This window comes from Actinacidiphila sp. bgisy167 (assembly GCF_057707665.1).
On the sequence record NZ_JBYIQP010000067.1, the window covers coordinates 1 to 16294 of the forward strand.

Annotated in this window: 5 protein-coding genes; 3 read left to right on the top strand and 2 right to left on the bottom strand. The window is 72.4% G+C overall.

The window, feature by feature from the left end:
* Positions 1-6901, bottom strand: a 6901-nt coding sequence (locus AC3ET4_RS22890; RefSeq protein ID WP_431952346.1) for an Ig-like domain repeat protein, incomplete at its 3' end; no start/stop codon positions are given.
* 1219 nt (positions 6902-8120) lie between these two features.
* On the opposite strand from AC3ET4_RS22890, the gene AC3ET4_RS22895 reads away from it, so the two are divergent.
* The 3 genes from AC3ET4_RS22895 to AC3ET4_RS22905 all read left to right on the top strand — a co-directional run bounded on the left by AC3ET4_RS22895 (position 8121) and on the right by AC3ET4_RS22905 (position 14504).
* Complete coding sequence (locus tag AC3ET4_RS22895) at positions 8121-13808, top strand: Ig-like domain repeat protein (RefSeq protein ID WP_431952347.1); 5688 nt, start codon at positions 8121-8123, stop codon at positions 13806-13808.
* A gap of 74 nt (positions 13809-13882) precedes the next feature.
* On the top strand, positions 13883-14170 hold the full coding sequence (locus AC3ET4_RS22900) for a hypothetical protein (protein WP_431952349.1): 288 nt from the start codon (positions 13883-13885) through the stop codon (positions 14168-14170).
* A gap of 106 nt (positions 14171-14276) precedes the next feature.
* The gene (locus AC3ET4_RS22905) at positions 14277-14504 is read left to right on the top strand and encodes a DUF7196 family protein (RefSeq protein WP_431952351.1); all 228 of its coding nucleotides are present in this window, start codon (positions 14277-14279) and stop codon (positions 14502-14504) included.
* 199 nt (positions 14505-14703) lie between these two features.
* Here AC3ET4_RS22905 and AC3ET4_RS22910 read toward each other — a convergent pair whose 3' ends face one another.
* On the bottom strand, positions 14704-16020 hold the full coding sequence (locus tag AC3ET4_RS22910) for a pentapeptide repeat-containing protein (RefSeq protein WP_488175952.1): 1317 nt from the start codon (positions 16018-16020) through the stop codon (positions 14704-14706).
* Positions 16021-16294 lie beyond the last annotated feature (274 nt).

A 16294-nucleotide genomic window follows, 5' to 3' on the forward strand; every position in this document is an offset into this window, starting at 1 on the left:
TGGCGGTGACGGTGTAGGGGCTGCCGGTGGTGTGCGGGTAGGTGTACGGGACGGTCACGGTCGCGCCGGCCAGTGTCGCGGTCACCGGGCTCTGGCCGTCGCCGAAGTCGAACGTCACCGTTCCGGTGGGCACGCCGCCGCTGTCGACCGGTGTCACGGTGGCGGTGAACGACACGGTCTGGCCGGTCACCGACGGCTGGGGGGAGGAGGTGACCGTCGTGGTGGTGAGGACCGTGTCGGCGGTCACGGTCTGGGTGGTGGTCGCCGTGGAGGCGGTGAAGTCGGCGTCGCCGCCGTAGGAGGCGGTGAGGGTGTAGGGGCTTGCCGTGGCGTCGTAGGTGTGGGTGGCGGTGGCGACGCCGCCCGTCAGCGGCACCGTCACCGGTGGGGTCGCGTCGCCGAAGTCGATGGTGACCGTGCCGGAGGGGGGTCCGGCCTGCGGTGTGGCCGCGGTGGTCCTGGCGATGACGGTGACCGGCGTTCCGGGGGTGGCCGGGTTCGGTGTCGTCAGGAGCGTGGTGGTGGTGGCGGCGGGCGTGACGGCGGTGGTGGCGGCGCCGGTGGAGGAGGTGAAGTCGGCGTCGCCGCCGTAGGTGGCGGTGACCGTGAACGGGGTGCCGGCGGTGTGCGGGTAGGTGTGGGTGAGGCTGACCGTCCCGTTGACCAGCAGGGCGGAGACCGGTGGCTCGCCGTCACCGAAGTCGAGGGTGACGGTGCCGGTGGGGGTGCCCGAGCCGGGGGCGGCGGCTGTGACGGTCGCCGTGATCGTCGCCGGTTGGCCCACGGGTGTCGGTTCGGGGGGTGGGGAGATGGTGGTGAGCGTCGCGGCCGGGGCGACCTGGTGGGTGTGGTCCCCGGCGGAGGGGCGGAAGTCGGCGTTCCCGCTGTAGGCGGCGGTGATCTGGTGGGGGGTGGGCGACGCGTGGAGGTAGCTGTGGGTGTAGGTGGCGATGGCGCCTACGAGTTCCACGGTGACGGGACCGGTGCCGTCGCCCGGGTCGAAGGTGACGGTGCCCTCGGGTTGGCCGGTGCTCGGTGGGACGGCGGTGACGGAGGCGGTGACGGTGATCGGCTGGCCGGCTGCGGAGGGGTCGCTCGAGCAGTCGATCATGGTGGTGGTGACGCCCCTGAGCGTGGTGTGGGGGGTCGTGCCGACCGAGGGTTCGGCGTCGGTGTCGCCGCTGTAGGTCGCGGTGATCGTGCTCTGGGCGCCTGAGGAGGCGGTGTACGCGTGCGGTGCGGTCGCGGTCCCGGCGACGAGCGGGACCGTCTGCGGGTCGGTGTGGTCGCCGAAGTCGAACGTCACGGTGCCCGTCGGCGTGGCCGCGCCGGGTGGCACCGTCGCCACCGTCGCGGTGACCGTCACCGGTTGGCCTGTCAGCGCCGGGTCCGGCTCGTCGCTGACCTGCGTGGCCGTCGGGATCCGCGCGACGGACTGGGTGCGGGTGCCGCTGGAGGCGGTGAAGTCGCCGTCTCCGCTGTAGGTGGCGGTCAGGGTGAACGGGCTGCCGGCGGTGTGCGGGTAGGTGTGGGTGATCGTCGCGGCGCCGTCGGTCAGCACGGCGGTCACCGGTTCCCCGCCGTCGGCGAAGTCGAAGGTCACCGTGCCGGTCGGGGTACCGGTCGCCGGCGCCACCGGGGTCACCGACGCCGTGACGGTGACCGGCCGGCCTGCCGGTGAGGGGTTCGGTGTCGTGCTGACGGCGGTGGCGGTGGCGGTGGCGGCCCGGCCGACGCTCTGGGAGTGGACGCCGTCGGCGGGCGCGAAGTCGGTGTCGCCGCTGTAGGTGGCGGTGATCTGGTAAGGGGTGCCGGAGGCGTGGGGGTAGGTGTGCGCGACGGCGGCGGTGCCGGCCTGGAGGGGGACGGGGACGGACGGGCTGCCGTCGCCGAAGTCGAACGTCACGGTCCCGGTGGGTGCCGCGGTCGTGGGCGTGGCGGGGGTGACGGCGGCGGTCACGGTGATCGGTTGCCCGGCCACCGGCGTCTGGCTGGTGGACTGGATCTCCAGGGTGGTCGGTGCCGGTTGGACGGTGTGGGTGGTGGTGCCGGTGGAGGCGGTGGCGTAGGTGTCGCCGCTGTAGGCGGCCGTGACGGTGTAGGGGCTGCCGGCGGTGGTGGCGTAGGTGTGGGACACGACGGCCGTCCCGGCGAGGACGGGCGCGCTGACCGGGCCGGTGGCGTCGCCGAAGTCGAACGTCACGCTGCCCGTGGGGTCCAGGGCGCCGGGCTGCGTGGGGGCGATGGTCGCGGTGAAGGTCACGGCCTGGCCGACCGTGGTGGGCGCGGTGTCGGCGCTGACCGTGGTCGTGGTGGTGTCCGGCACGGTCGTGTGGGTGGCCGTTCCGATCGAGGTGGTGTGGTCGGCGCTTCCGTTGTAGGTGGCGGTGAACGTGTGGGGGGCCAGGGACGGGGTGGCGTCGGTGTGGCTGATCGTGGCGGCGGAGCCGTCGAGCGGGACAGTGATGGGCGGGTCGTCGGCGCCGAAGGTGAAGGTGACCGTGCCGGTCGGCACTCCGCCGCCCGGCGCGACCGGGGCGACGGTCGCCGTCACCGTGACCGGCCGGCCCGGTGTCGTGGGCTGCGGTGTGAGCGTGACGGTGGTGGTGGTCGGGGCGGCGTGGACGGTGTGGGGCAGTGTGCCGGTCGATGCCGTGTGGTCGGCGTCGCCGTCGTAGGCGGCGGTGACGGTGTAGGGGCTGCCGGCGGTGGTGGCGTAGGTGTGGGGCACGACGGCCACCCCGGCGAGGATCGGCACGGTGACCGGGCTGGTGGCGTCGCCGAAGTCGAACGTCACGCTGCCCGCCGGTGTGCCGGCGCCCGCGGTCGGCGCGGTGACGGTGGCGGTGAAGGTGACGGTCTGTCCGGTCAGCGAGGGGCCCGGGGCGTTCACCGAGGTGACGGTGGGTGCCGGGGTCACCGTCTGGGTGCCGGAGGCGGTGGAGCCGAGGAAGTCCGGATCACCGTGGTAGGTGGCGGTCAGCGGGTAGGGGCTGCCGGAGGAGGAGAAGGCGTGCAGGACGGTGGCGGTGCCGGCGGACAGGGCGGCGGTCTGGGTGGGTGTGCCGTCGCCGAAGTCGAACGTGACCGTGCCGGTCGGCGTGCCGGTGCCTGGGCCTGCGGCGGTGACGGTGGCGGTGAGGGTGACGGGCTGGCCGCTCAGGGAGGGGGCGGGGGCCGTCTCGAGGGTGGTGGAGGACGCGGACGGTTCGACGAGCTGGGTGGTGATCTGCGCGGAGCCCGCGAAGTCGGCGTCGCCGCTGTAGCGGGCGGTGACGGTGTAGGGGCTGCCGGCGGCGCTGGGGTAGGTGTGGGTGGTCGTCGCCGTGCCGCCGGTCAGGGGCGCGGCGACCGGGGGGCTGCCGTCGCCGAAGTCGAAGGTGACGGTGCCGGTCGCGGTGCCCGCGGCGGGTGGGAGCACCTCGACGGTGGCGGTGAAGGTGACGGCTTGGCCGGCCGGTGAGGGCTGCGGGGTGGCGGTGACGGTGGTGGAGGTGGTGGACACGTCGGCGTCGACTTGTTGGGCCCATGTGCCCGAGGAGGCCGCGAAGTCGGGGCTGCCGTCGTATGTCGCGGTGATCGTGTAGGGGCTGCCGGCGGTGCCGGTGTAGGCGTGCGTCACCGTGGCCACGCCGTCGGTGACCGGGGCGGTCGACGGCGTCGTTCCGTCACCGAAGTCGAAGGTGACCGTGCCGGCCGGTGCTCCGGTGGCCGGCTCGAGGGCGACGACGCGCGCGAACACTGTCACGGTCTGGCCCACCGCGGAGGGCGCGGCCGACGCGGTGACGCTGGTCGTGGTCGGGGCGGGGGCCACGGTGTGGGGCGTGCTGCCCTGGGACGGGGCGAGGTTCTCGTCGCCGTCGTACGTCGCGGTGATCGTCAGCGGGCCGGCGTCCGCGGTGCCGGCCGGGTAGGCGTGCACCACTGTCGCGGTGCCGTCCTGCAGGAGTGCGGTCAGGTGCGCGGTGCCGTCGCCGAAGTCGAACGTCACCGTCCCTGTCGGCGTGTTGGGGGCGGTCGAGGTGACAGTGGCGGTAACGGTAACGGGTGCGCCGGTCACCGACGGCTGCGGGTCGGCGGTGACGGTGGTGGTGGTCGGGGCGTGGTCGACGGTGTGCGTCAGGGTGCCGGTGGAGGCGAGGAAGTCGGTGTCCGCGCCGTAGGAGGCGGTGACGGTGTAGGGGCTGCCGGCGGCGGTGGGGTAGGTGTGGGTGGTCGTCGCCGTGCCGCCGGTCAGGGGCGCGGCGACCGGGGGGCTGCCGTCGCCGAAGTCGAAGGTGACCGCCCCTTGCGGGGTGCGGGCGCCGGGCGGGTCGGCGGCCACGGTCGCGGTGAACGTCACCTGCTCGCCGGGGACCGAGGGGTACGGGTCGGCGCTGACCGTCGTGGCCGTCCCGGCCTGGGTGACCGCATGCGTCCTGGCGGCCGCGGAGGGGGAGAAGTCGGCGTCCCCGTTGTAGTCGGCGGTGACCGTGTACGCGGTGCCCGCGGCGGGGTTGGTGTGGGTCGCCTCGGCCACTCCCCCGTTCACCGGTACCGTCTGCGGCGGCGAGCCGTCGCCGAAGTCGAAGGTGACGGTGCCGGTGGGCGGCGGGGCGGCGGGGGTCGCGGCGGTGACGTACGCGAGGAAGGTCGATTCCCGTCCGGTGACGGCCGGTTCGGGTGCCGAGGTGATCGCGGTCGTGGTCGCGGCCGCGGTCACGGACTGGGTGGCGGTGCCGGTCGACGGGGCGAAGTCGGCCGTCCCGGTGTACGCGGCTGACACCGGGTACGGTTCCGCGGCGGTCTCGGTGTAGGTGTGGACCGTGGTCGCCGTCCCGTCGGTGAGGGTGGCGGCCGCGGTGGTGCCGTCGCCGAAGTCGAACGTCACGGTGCCGGTCGGTGTGCCGGAGCCGGGCGGGACGGCGGCCACGGTCGCGGTGAACGCCACCTGTTCGCCCACGGCCGCCGGATCGGGCGCCGAGGTGATCGCGGTCGTGGTCGCGGCCGCGGTCACGGTCTGCGTCGCGGTGGCCGAGGAGGGGGTGAAGTCGGCCGTGCCCTGGTAGACGGCCGTGACGGGGTAGGGCTGTGCGGCGGTCCGGGGGTAGGCGTGGGTGGCGTCGGCCGTGCCGCCGGTCAGGGGCACGGTGACCGGGTCGGTGGCGTCGCCGAAGTCGAACGTCACGCTGCCGGTCGGTGTGCCGGAGCCGGGCGGGACGGCGGCCACGGTCGCGGTGAACGCCACCTGTTCGCCCACGGCCGCCGGATCGGGCGCCGAGGTGATCACGGTGGTCGTCGCGGCCGGCTCGACGGTGTGGGTGTCCTGGTCCGCGGAAGCGGTGAAGTCGGCGTCGCCGCTGTAGGTGGCGGTGATCGTGCGGGGGCCGTCGGCGGTGGAGACGAAGGTGTGCGTCGTCGTGGCGGCGCCCGTGGTGAGGAGTGCCTCCTGCGGTGGGGTTCCGTCGCCGAAGTCGAACGTCACGGTGCCGGTCGGGGTACCGGAGCCGGGCGGGACGGCGGCCACGGTCGCGGTGAACGCCACCGCCTGGCCGACCGCGGACGGTTCGGGCGACACGCTCAGCCGCGTGCTGCTGGCGGCCGGTTCGGCGAGGTGGCCGTCCGTGCCGGTGGACGGGGCGAAGGCGAGGTCGCCGCTGTAGCTCACGCTGACCGGGTAGGGGCCCGCGGCGCTGTAGGTGTGCTCCGCGACAGCGGTGCCGCCCGACACCGGGACACTGACGGGCGGTTGGCCGTCGCCGAAGTCGAACGTCACCGTGCCGGTGGGCACGCCCGCGCCGGGCGCGTCGGGCGCGACCCTGGCGACGAAGGCGATGCTCTGCCCGGTCACCGACGGATCGGGGGTGGCGGTCACCGTGGTGGTGGTCGCCGCCTGGGCGACGCTGTGGCTGCCGGTTGCGGTGGACGGGTAGAACCGCGTGTCGCCGCTGTACGTCGCCGTGGTGGTGAAGGGGCCGCCGACCGGGTCCGCGTAGGTGTGGCTGATCGTGGCGGTGCCGCCGACCAGGGGCGCCGTCACCGTCGGCGCCCCGTCGCCGAAGTCGAACTCGACCGTGCCGGTCGGTGTGCCGGCGCCCGCGGAGCCGGTCACGGCGGCGGTGAACGTCACCGATTGCCCGGAGACCGAAGGGTCGGGGGCGGAGGTGAGGGCGGTGGAGGAGTCGGCCATGTAGATGAAGGAGCCGGGAAAGGTGTCGGTGCCCCCGGGGGTGGTCACGGTGACGTCCGCCGGTCCCGCGACGCCGGCGGGGACGACAGCGACCACGAGGGTGTCGGAGAAGGCCCGCACGGACGTGGCGGCCTGTCCTGCGAAGGTCACACCCTCGGTGCGGCCGAGCCCGGTCCCCCTGATGACGACGGTCGTCCCCCCGGCGACCGGTCCGCCGGCCGGGCTGACACCCACGATGGCCGGCGCACCGGCGTAGAGGTAGGGAAGCCGGTTGCTGACGCCGCCGACGGCGACCGCGAACACCGGCACGGTGCCGGGCACGGCGGCCGCGGGTGCGGTGACCAGGAGCTGCTGGTCGCTGAGCACGGTGGGGAAAGCGGCCCAGTCGCCGAAGTGCACGCTGACCGCCCGGAAGAGATTGGTGCCGCTGACCACGACCGCGTTGCCACCGGCCAGTGGACCCGCGGCGGGCACGAGGTGGGACAGCAGCGGCGCACGGAGGTAGAAGAAGGTGCCGACGACGGCGCTGCCGCCGGGCGTGGTGACGCTCACGCGCACGGCCCCGCTGCCGGCCGGGGTGACGGCGAGAAGGGTCTGGTCGTCGACCACGGTGACGTTCGCGGCCGGACGGGTCCCGAAGTGCACGGCAGTGGCGCCGCCGAGGTGGCGGCCGACGATCGTCACCTCCGTGCCGCCCCCGTAGGGTCCCTGGTCGGGGAACACACCGCTCACGACGACCGCCCCCCGCTCCCCGGCTCATCGGCCGCGCCGCCCGCGGTCGCGGCAGCCGGCCATGCCCGGCGGCCGGACCCCCCGACCCGCATCACCGACGTCAACACCACTGCGCAAAAAGGCCCTTGGACGCGCCCTGATGCCGGGCCGCCCGCATACCCCGGCCCCGGCGCCACAGCGGGCCGGTCCTGGCGAAGGGCGTGAAAGGTAGGCATTAAGCGCTCCTGAATGAGTCATGCCGGCGTCGTTCGGGGCCGGTCCACCGGGGGCGTGCTTCCCCGGACAACAGCTCGGGGCGGGGTGGGGTGTCAGCGGCAGCGCGGGGCGACACCCGATCGGCAACACCGGGCCGTGGAATTGAGGAGCCGTACCGCTGGATCCCGGACGGACACACCGACCGTCCGTCCGGATCCGATGCCTCTACTAGCCCGGAGCGGCTGGGGAGATACGCCACCGCATCGCATTTCAGTGACTCATATCCGGCAGCAAATCGGCAGTACACGTGACGCCGATTCACCGGAACGAGTGAAATGCGCGCTCACGCCCGGGCCGGACGAAAGATGCCGCCGACGTATTGTGCGCCCGGCGCTCACACCGGCAGCGCACCGTGCAGCACCCCTCCCGCCCCCACGGGGCCACTCCCCTCCCCCCGGGGCCCACATCCCACGGCACGAGAACCGGGGCCTTTCCACGGGACGGAACGACGCCGGAACGGCCGCCGCACCACGTCCCGTTCTCCCAGCTCACGATCACACACGAACCCCCGTGGCCCCGGGAGGCGCACACCGGCTCACACCGGGGCGCCGGCAGCGCCCGGCAAAATTCTCCCCGCGGACCACCCGGCGCGCGAGCGGCACCGCAGCCGCCCGCACCCCCGCACCCCTCGGACTCCAATTCGGCATAAACAACAATAAACGGCGCATAATTTTTGCCTTGTGCGCCATGCGCGGCGCACATCGGTGTGAATGCGCAAAGGAAGTGAGCCGCCCCACGCGCTACGCCATTCGGGTGGTGCATTATGCATGAATCTGGCCTGCGTGGCGTGAATCGATGCCTACTGAAAGTCATCGACAGGTGGGCGCGGCTTTCCCGTCAGGGAATACGGCCAGCTGTGCGGTGTGCGACCGGACACGCCGCCTTCTCTCTCCCTCTTCAGGGCTGCGGCCTGTGGGCGGGGGCGCTCCCACTCGCTGCATGGATCCCGCGAAAGGGCCCAACCATGGCAAGTTCGACGACCACGCTCACTTCCACTCCCAACCCGTCCGCCTGCGGGGAGGCAGTCACCTTCACCGCTCAAGTCAGCGCGGTACCGCCGGACCCGGGCATCCCGACCGGCACGGTGACCTTCATCATCAGCGACGACGGGCCGGCTCAGATCGTCCCGCTGGACGCGGCGGGCCAGGCCTCGATCACCGTGTCGGACCTGTCCGCCGGCTCCCATGTGGCCATCGCCGTCTACTCGGGGGACGGCACCTTCGACCCCTCGTCCTCGCCGCTGATCACCCAGGTGGTCAACGCCGCGACCACGACCACCACTGTGACCGCCACGCCGGACCCGTCGGTGTGCGGGGAGGCGGTGACCGTCTGCGCGACCGTGGCCATCGAGGCGCCGGGCAGCGGCACCCCGACCGGCACGGTGACCTTCACCGGGCCCGGCGGACTGAACCAGGCCGTAGCCCTCGACGCCACAGGTGAAGCGTGCCTGACGACGAGTGTGCTCAGCTCCGGCACGATCACCGCGACCTACAGCGGCGACGGCTGCGCGGCCGGCTCCGTCGGCACGGCCACCGTCACCGTCAATGCGGCCGCCACGACCACCAGCGTCACGGTCACACCGGACCCGTCGGTGTGCGGGGAAACGGTGACCGTCTGCGCCACGGTGACGATCGACCCGCCGGGCAGCGGCACCCCCACCGGCACGGTGACCTTCACCGGACCCGGCGGACTCAACCAGACCGTGGCCCTCGACGCCACAGGCCAGGCCTGTCTGACGACGAGTTCGCTGACCTCCGGCACGATCACCGCGACCTACAGCGGCGACGGCTGCGCGGCCGGCTCCGTCGGCACGGCCACCGTCACCGTCAATGCGGCCGCCACGACCACCAGCGTCACGGTCACACCGGACCCGTCGGTGTGCGGCGAGACGGTGACCGTCTGCGCCACCGTGACCATCGACCCGCCGGGCAGCGGCACCCCCACCGGCACGGTCACCTTCACCGGACCCGGCGGACTCAACCAAACCGTCGCCCTCGACGCCACAGGCCAAGCATGCCTGACCACCACCTCGCTGACCTCCGGCACGATCACCGCCACCTACAACGGCGACACGTGCGCGGCCGCGTCCACAGGCACGGCCACGGTGACGGTCAATGCGGCCGCCACGACCACCAGCGTGACCGCGACACCGAATCCGTCGGTGTGCGGCGAGACGGTCACCGTCTGCGCCACCGTGACCATCGAGGCGCCGGGCAGCGGCACCCCCACCGGCACGGTCACCTTCACCGGACCCGGCGGACTCAACCAGACCGTCGCCCTCGACGCCACCGGCCAGGCCTGTCTGACGACGAGTTCGCTGGCCACAGGCACGATCACCGCCACCTACAACGGCGACGCCTGCGCGGCCGCGTCCACAGGCACGGCCACGGTGACGGTCAATGCGGCCGCCACGACCACCAGCGTCACGGTCACACCGGACCCGTCGGTGTGCGGCGAGACGGTCACCGTCTGCGCCACCGTGACCATCGAGGCGCCGGGCAGCGGCACCCCCACCGGAACCGTCACCTTCACCGGACCCGGCGGACTCAACGTCACCGTGGCTCTGGACGCCGCCGGTGAAGCATGTGTCACCACCACCTCGCTGGCCACGGGCACGATCACCGCCACCTACAACGGCGACACGTGCGCCGCCGCGTCCACGGGCACGGCCACCGTCACCGTCAACCCGGCCACGACGACCACCAGCGTGACCGCGACACCGAATCCGTCGGTATGCGGCCAGTCCGTGACCGTCTGCGCCACCGTCACGATCAACGCACCCGGCAGCGGCACCCCCACCGGAACCGTCACCTTCACCGGACCCGGCGGACTCAACCAGACCGTCGCCCTCGACGCCACCGGCCAGGCCTGTCTGACGACGAGTTCGCTGGCCACAGGCACGATCACCGCCACCTACAACGGCGACACGTGCGCGGCCGCGTCCACGGGCACGGCCACGGTGACGGTCAACCAGGCGACCAGCACCACCACTGTGACCGCCACGCCGGACCCGTCGGTGTGCGGCGAGACGGTCACCGTCTGCGCCACCGTCACGATCAACGCACCGGGCAGCGGCACCCCCACCGGAACCGTCACCTTCACCGGACCCGGCGGACTCAACCAGACCGTCGCCCTCGACGCCACCGGTGAAGCATGTGTCACCACCACCTCGCTGGCCACGGGCACGATCACCGCCACCTACAACGGCGACACGTGCGCGGCCGGGTCCGTCGGCACCGCCGCTGTGACAGTCAACCCGGCGGCCAGCACCACCAGCGTCACGGTCACGCCGAACCCGTCGGTGTGCGGCGAGACGGTCACCGTCTGCGCCGCCGTCACGATCAACGCGCCGGGCAGCGGCACCCCCACCGGAACGGTCACCTTCACCGGACCCGGCGGACTCAACGTCACCGTGGCTCTGGACGCCGCCGGTGAAGCATGTCTGACCACCACCTCGCTGGCCACGGGCACGATCACCGCCACCTACAACGGCGACACGTGCGCCGCCGCGTCCACGGGCACGGCCACCGTCACCGTCAACCCGGCCACGACGACGACCACCGTGACCGTCACCCCCGACCCGTCGGTGTGCGGCGAGTCGGTGACGGTCTGCGCGGCCGTCGCCATCGACGCGCCGGGCAGCGGCACCCCCACCGGAACGGTCACCTTCACCGGACCCGGCGGACTCAACGTCACCGTGGCTCTGGATGCCGCCGGTGAAGCGTGTCTGACCACCACCTCGCTGACCTCCGGCACGATCACCGCCACCTACAACGGCGACACGTGCGCCGCCGGGTCCGTCGGCACCGCCGCCGTGACCGTCAACCCGGCCACGACGACCACCAGCGTGACCGTCACGCCCAACCCGGCGGTGTGCGGCGAGTCGGTGACGGTCTGCGCGGCCGTCGCCATCGACGCGCCGGGCAGCGGCACCCCCACCGGAACGGTCACCTTCACCGGACCCGGCGGACTCAACCAGACCGTCGCCCTCGACGCCGCCGGTGAAGCATGTGTCACCACCACCTCGCTGACCTCCGGCACGATCACCGCCACCTACAACGGCGACACGTGCGCGGCCGGGTCCGTCGGCACCGCCGCCGTCACCGTCAACCCGGCGGCCAGCACCACCAGCGTCACGGTCACGCCGAACCCGTCGGTGTGCGGCGAGACGGTCACCGTCTGCGCCACCGTCACCATCGACGCCCCGGGCAGCGGCACCCCCACCGGAACCGTCACCTTCACCGGACCCGGCGGACTCAACCAGACCGTCCCGCTGGACGCCGCCGGCCAGGCGTGCCTGACGACGAGTGCACTGACCTCCGGCACGATCACCGCCACGTACAGCGGCGACGCCTGCGCTGCCGCGTCCACGGGCACGGCCACCGTCACCGTCGACCCGGCCGCCACGACCACCAGCGTCACGGTCACGCCGAACCCGTCGGTGTGCGGGGAATCGGTGACGGTCTGCGCGGCCGTCACGATCAACGCGCCGGGCAGCGGCACCCCCACCGGAACGGTCACCTTCACCGGACCCGGCGGACTCAACGTCACCCTGCCGCTGGACGCCACCGGCCAAGCCTGCCTGACCACCACCACACTGACCTCCGGCACGATCACCGCCACCTACAACGGCGACACGTGCGCGGCCGGGTCCTCCGGAACCGTGGCGGTGACCGTCAACCCGGCGGCCAGCACCACCAGCGTCACGGTCACGCCGAACCCGTCGGTGTGCGGGCAGTCCGTCACCGTCTGCGCGACCGTCGCGATCAACGCACCGGGCAGCGGCACCCCCACCGGAACGGTCACCTTCACCGGACCCGGCGGACTCAACGTCACCCTGCCGCTGGACGCCACCGGCCAGGCCTGCCTGACCACCACCTCGCTGGTCTCCGGCACGATCACCGCCACCTACAACGGCGACGCGTGCGCGGCGGGCTCTGCGGGTACGGCGACCGTCACGGTGAATCCGGCCACGACGACCACCAGCGTGACCGCGACACCGAATCCGTCGGAGTGCGGGCAGTCCGTGACCGTCTGCGCGACCGTCGCGATCAACGCGCCCGGCACCGGCACCCCGACGGGGACGGTCACCTTCACCGGACCCGGAGGACTCAACCAGACCGTGGCTCTGGACGGCACCGGCCAGGCCTGCCTGACCACCACCACACTGGCGTCCGGCACGGTCACCGCCACCTACAACGGCGACACGTGCGCGGCCGGGTCCTCCGGAACCGTGGCGGTGACCGTCAACCCGGCTACGACGACCACCAGCGTGACCGTCACGCCCAACCCCGCGGTGTGCGGGCAGTCCGTGACCGTCTGCGCGACCGTCGCGATCAACGCGCCCGGCACCGGCACCCCGACGGGGACGGTCACCTTCACCGGACCCGGCGGACTCAACCAAACCGTCCCGCTGGACGCCACCGGCCAGGCATGCCTGACCACCACCACACTGACCTCCGGCACGATCACCGCCACCTACAACGGCGACACATGCGCGGCCGCGTCCTCCGGAACCGCCACCGTCACCGTCAACCCGGCCACGACGACCACCAGCGTGACCGCGACACCGAATCCGTCGGTGTGCGGCCAGTCCGTCACCGTCTGCGCCACCGTCGCGATCAACGCGCCCGGCAGCGGCACCCCCACCGGAACCGTCACCTTCACCGGACCCGGCGGACTCAACGTCACCCTGCCGCTGGACGCCACCGGCCAGGCCTGCCTGACCACCACCTCGCTGGCCACAGGCACGATCACCGCCACCTACAACGGCGACACATGCGCGGCCGGGTCCTCCGGAACCGTGGCCGTGACCGTCAACCCGGCGGGCAGCAGCACCGTCCTGACCGTGACGCCGAGCCCGTCCGTGTGCGGGCAGACGGTGACGCTCACGGCGACCGTGGCGGTCGTGCCGCCGGGTGTCGCCACTCCCACCGGTTCGGTGACGTTCTTCGACGGTGCCGTCCCGCTGGGGACCGCGATGCTCGTGGGCAACACCGCGACGTTGTCGGTGCCGTTGAACACGGGTACGCACACGTTGCTCGCCGTCTACAGCGGCGGCGGGTGCGTGGCCGGCTCGACGGGCTCGGCCCTGACCACCGTCGGCAAGGCGAACACCACCACGGTCCTGACCACGACGCCGAACCCGTCGGTGAGCGGTCAGACGGTGACGCTCACCGCCGCCGTCTCCCCGGTCGCGCCCGGCGGCGGGACCCCGACGGGGACGGTGACGTTCTTCGACGGGCTCGCGCCCATCGGAACCGCCCCGGTGGTGGGTGGTGTGGCCACGCTGACGAAGTCGAACTTCACCACCGGCGTCCACACCTTGACCGCCTCCTACAGCGGCAGCACCTGCTACAACCCGTCGACGTCGGGCGCGGTGCTCCAGCAGGTGGTCTCCAACAACCCGCCGAACCTGTTCTTCGCCACCCCGGGCTTCGGCCCGCGGACCGGAGGCGGCAACGTCCTGCTGGTCGGGTCGAACCTGGCCTCGGTGACCTCGGTGACCTTCGGAGGCGTCCCGGGCACCCTGGTGTCGGTGACCGGCTCCCTGATCACCGTGACGGCGCCGCCGCACGCCCCGGGCAACGTGAACGTGGTCGCTCACAGCCCGGCAGGTAGCAGCAACGCGGTCAACTACACATACCTGTAGGAGCACGACCGTACGCCCGGGTCCCGTTCCGCAGCCGCGGGCGGGGCCCGGGCCCGTCGGCGGGAGCGCACAGCATGAGCCTGCAGATCCTGCTTCTCACCCTCGGCATGACATGCCGCATCACCCGTTTCATCACCAAGGACACCCTGGCCGCGGGGCTGCGCAGCAAGGTCGCGGCGCGGTTCGGGGATGACTCCAGGCCCGCGTATCTGGTCACCTGCGGCTGGTGCACCAGCATCTGGGTCTCGGCGGCCGCCGTCCCCGTCGCCCTGTTCGCGGGCGACACCACCGCCTACCAGGCCGTGGCAACGGTGCTGACCCTGTCCTACCTGACCGGAGTGGCCTCCACCTGGATCGACTGACCCGGCGGCGACCGACCTCTCGGCAACCGATCGACCACCGACTTCTACGACCACCGACCTCTGCGACGACTGTCGCCTGCATTCGAGACCAGCGAAGGAGTGTGCGATGGGATGCAACTGTGGGCGCGGCGAACGGCCGCGTGGGCCGGCTGCGGTGCCGGGACGCCGGGCCGGCACCGTCTACCGGCTGACCCTGCCGACCGGTGTCGTGCGTGACTACCCCACTCTTCAGGAGGCCGACGCGGCCAACAAGCGGGCCGGGTCGGGCGGCAGCATCGTGGTGGTGCCGGGTGCCGGGCAGCAGCCCGGAGCCGAGCGGCGCAGAGGGGTGTGAGGCGCCAGCGTGTCTGCCCGGCCCGGTGTCCGGCCGTTGTGCCCGGATGCCGGGCCGGGCCGCTGTGTGGGGTCGCCCCGCCGGTCGTCGGAGCGCGGGCCAGCGGGGTGCGGGCCGGCGGGGCGGGGGTCGGCTGGGTGCGGTGGCCGGGTGGGTGCGGTGGCCGGATGGGTGGTGGCAGTGGCGGTGGGCGGTCGGGTCAGGCTCCTGGGGGGTGGGGCAGATGGCCCCACACCAGTTGTGATCCGCCGAACGTCGCGTTGTCGAAGAAGGGTGCGGCGACGCCGGCGACGAGGGTGGCGCTGCTGTAGTCGAGCGTGCCGCCGCTGAGCCGGGCGCGTTTGAAGTAGATTTCGCTGCCGCCCAGTGTGGCGCCGGTGAACTCGAGTATTCCTCCGCTGAGTGTCACGTCCCCGAAATGGACCGTTCCGGCGTCCAGGGTCGCGTCGCCGAAGGAGACGGTGCCGTCGTTCACGGTCGCGCGGCTGAAGGAGACCGTGCCGCCGTTCAGTGTCATGCCGGCGAAGGAGACCGTGCCGGAATGCAGTATGGCCCCGGCGAAGGAGACCGTGCCGGAATGCAGCGTCATATTCGAGAACGAGATGTTCCCGGCGTTCAGTGTCGCCCCGGAGAAGGAGACCGTTCCGGTGTCGAGTGTCGCGCGGCGGAAGGAGACCGTGCCGCCGTTGAGTGTGGAGCGGGAGAAGTCCAGGGTGCTGCCGCACAGCGTGGCTTCGGTGAGGTCGAGGGTGCCGCCGCCCAGGGTCGCCGCGGTGAAGCGGGCGGTGCCGCGGAACGTCGTACGGGACAGGGAGAGCGTGCCGTCGCTGAACATCGCGCCGGTGAAGTCGACCGTGCCGTGGAAGTGGCTGCCGCCCAGGTCGCCGCCGTCGAAGGTCGCGCCGGTGAGGTCGAAGTCGCAGGCCGACCATGAGGAGGGCAGGTCGGGGTCCTGCAGGTGGTCGCGGATGATGCGGATGATCGTGTGGCGGACCTGCCGTTCGCCTTTCTTGTGGCCGGCGTGTCCGGGTTCGGGCTGGTAGGGCATACGCAGGTAGGCGCACAGCACGTCGATGCAGACCTGGCGTTGTTCCTCCCAGTCGTCGGCGAGGCGGGCCAGGGCGTAGACGCCGGCGAGGCGTACGGCGGCTTGGTCGTGGCCCAGTTGCAGGGCCGCGGTGGTGTACCGGTCGGCGAGTTGGCCGGCGTCGGCGCGGTGGGCGTCGGCTTCGGCGATGAGCTGCCTGCGGTAGGCGTAGACGCCGGCGAAGACGGCGCCGATGAGTGTCAGGACGGTCATGGTGGTTTCGATGACGTCCCTGACGCCGGTGCCGGCGGCCGGTTGCCGCGGGCCGTTGGGTTGGTGCGCCATCAGTTCCTGCACGTACTGGTAGAGGATCAGGCTGATGGCGCCGACGACCAGCAGTGACAGCGGCGCCACGACCCAGACGGGCAAGAGCTCGGGGGTGTGCGCACCCCGCGATGCTTTGCGTCGCAGTCGTAGTGAGAGTGCCACCCAATTATCATGGCGGCATTTTGTTGCCGGCGTGAGGGGTTTGCGAAATAGTTCGCGGGCCGGCGGGGAAGCGGTGTGTGGTTTGTCGTGCTGCGGCTTTCCGTTCGGCCGTCGAGGGGTTTTCTTCGATCGCGGTGTTTTCGTTCGGCCGGGTGGTGGGCAACGTGTTTTTTCTGCTGGGCAGTTGGGGTTTGAGCCGGTGCTGTTGCCGGGCTTGGGGCTGCGGTGTCGCCGGTGTCCGGGCGGTGTGGTCTGCGGTCGCGGCCCGGTTGGG

What these genes read in the sequence shown, in the direction of transcription:
- AC3ET4_RS22895 (WP_431952347.1), top strand. Translation starts at nt 8,121, where the DNA reads ATGGCAAGTTCGACGACCACGCTCACTTCCACTCCCAACCCGTCCGCC.
- AC3ET4_RS22905 (WP_431952351.1), top strand. Translation starts at nt 14,277, where the DNA reads ATGGGATGCAACTGTGGGCGCGGCGAACGGCCGCGTGGGCCGGCTGCG.
- AC3ET4_RS22900 (WP_431952349.1), top strand. Translation starts at nt 13,883, where the DNA reads ATGAGCCTGCAGATCCTGCTTCTCACCCTCGGCATGACATGCCGCATC.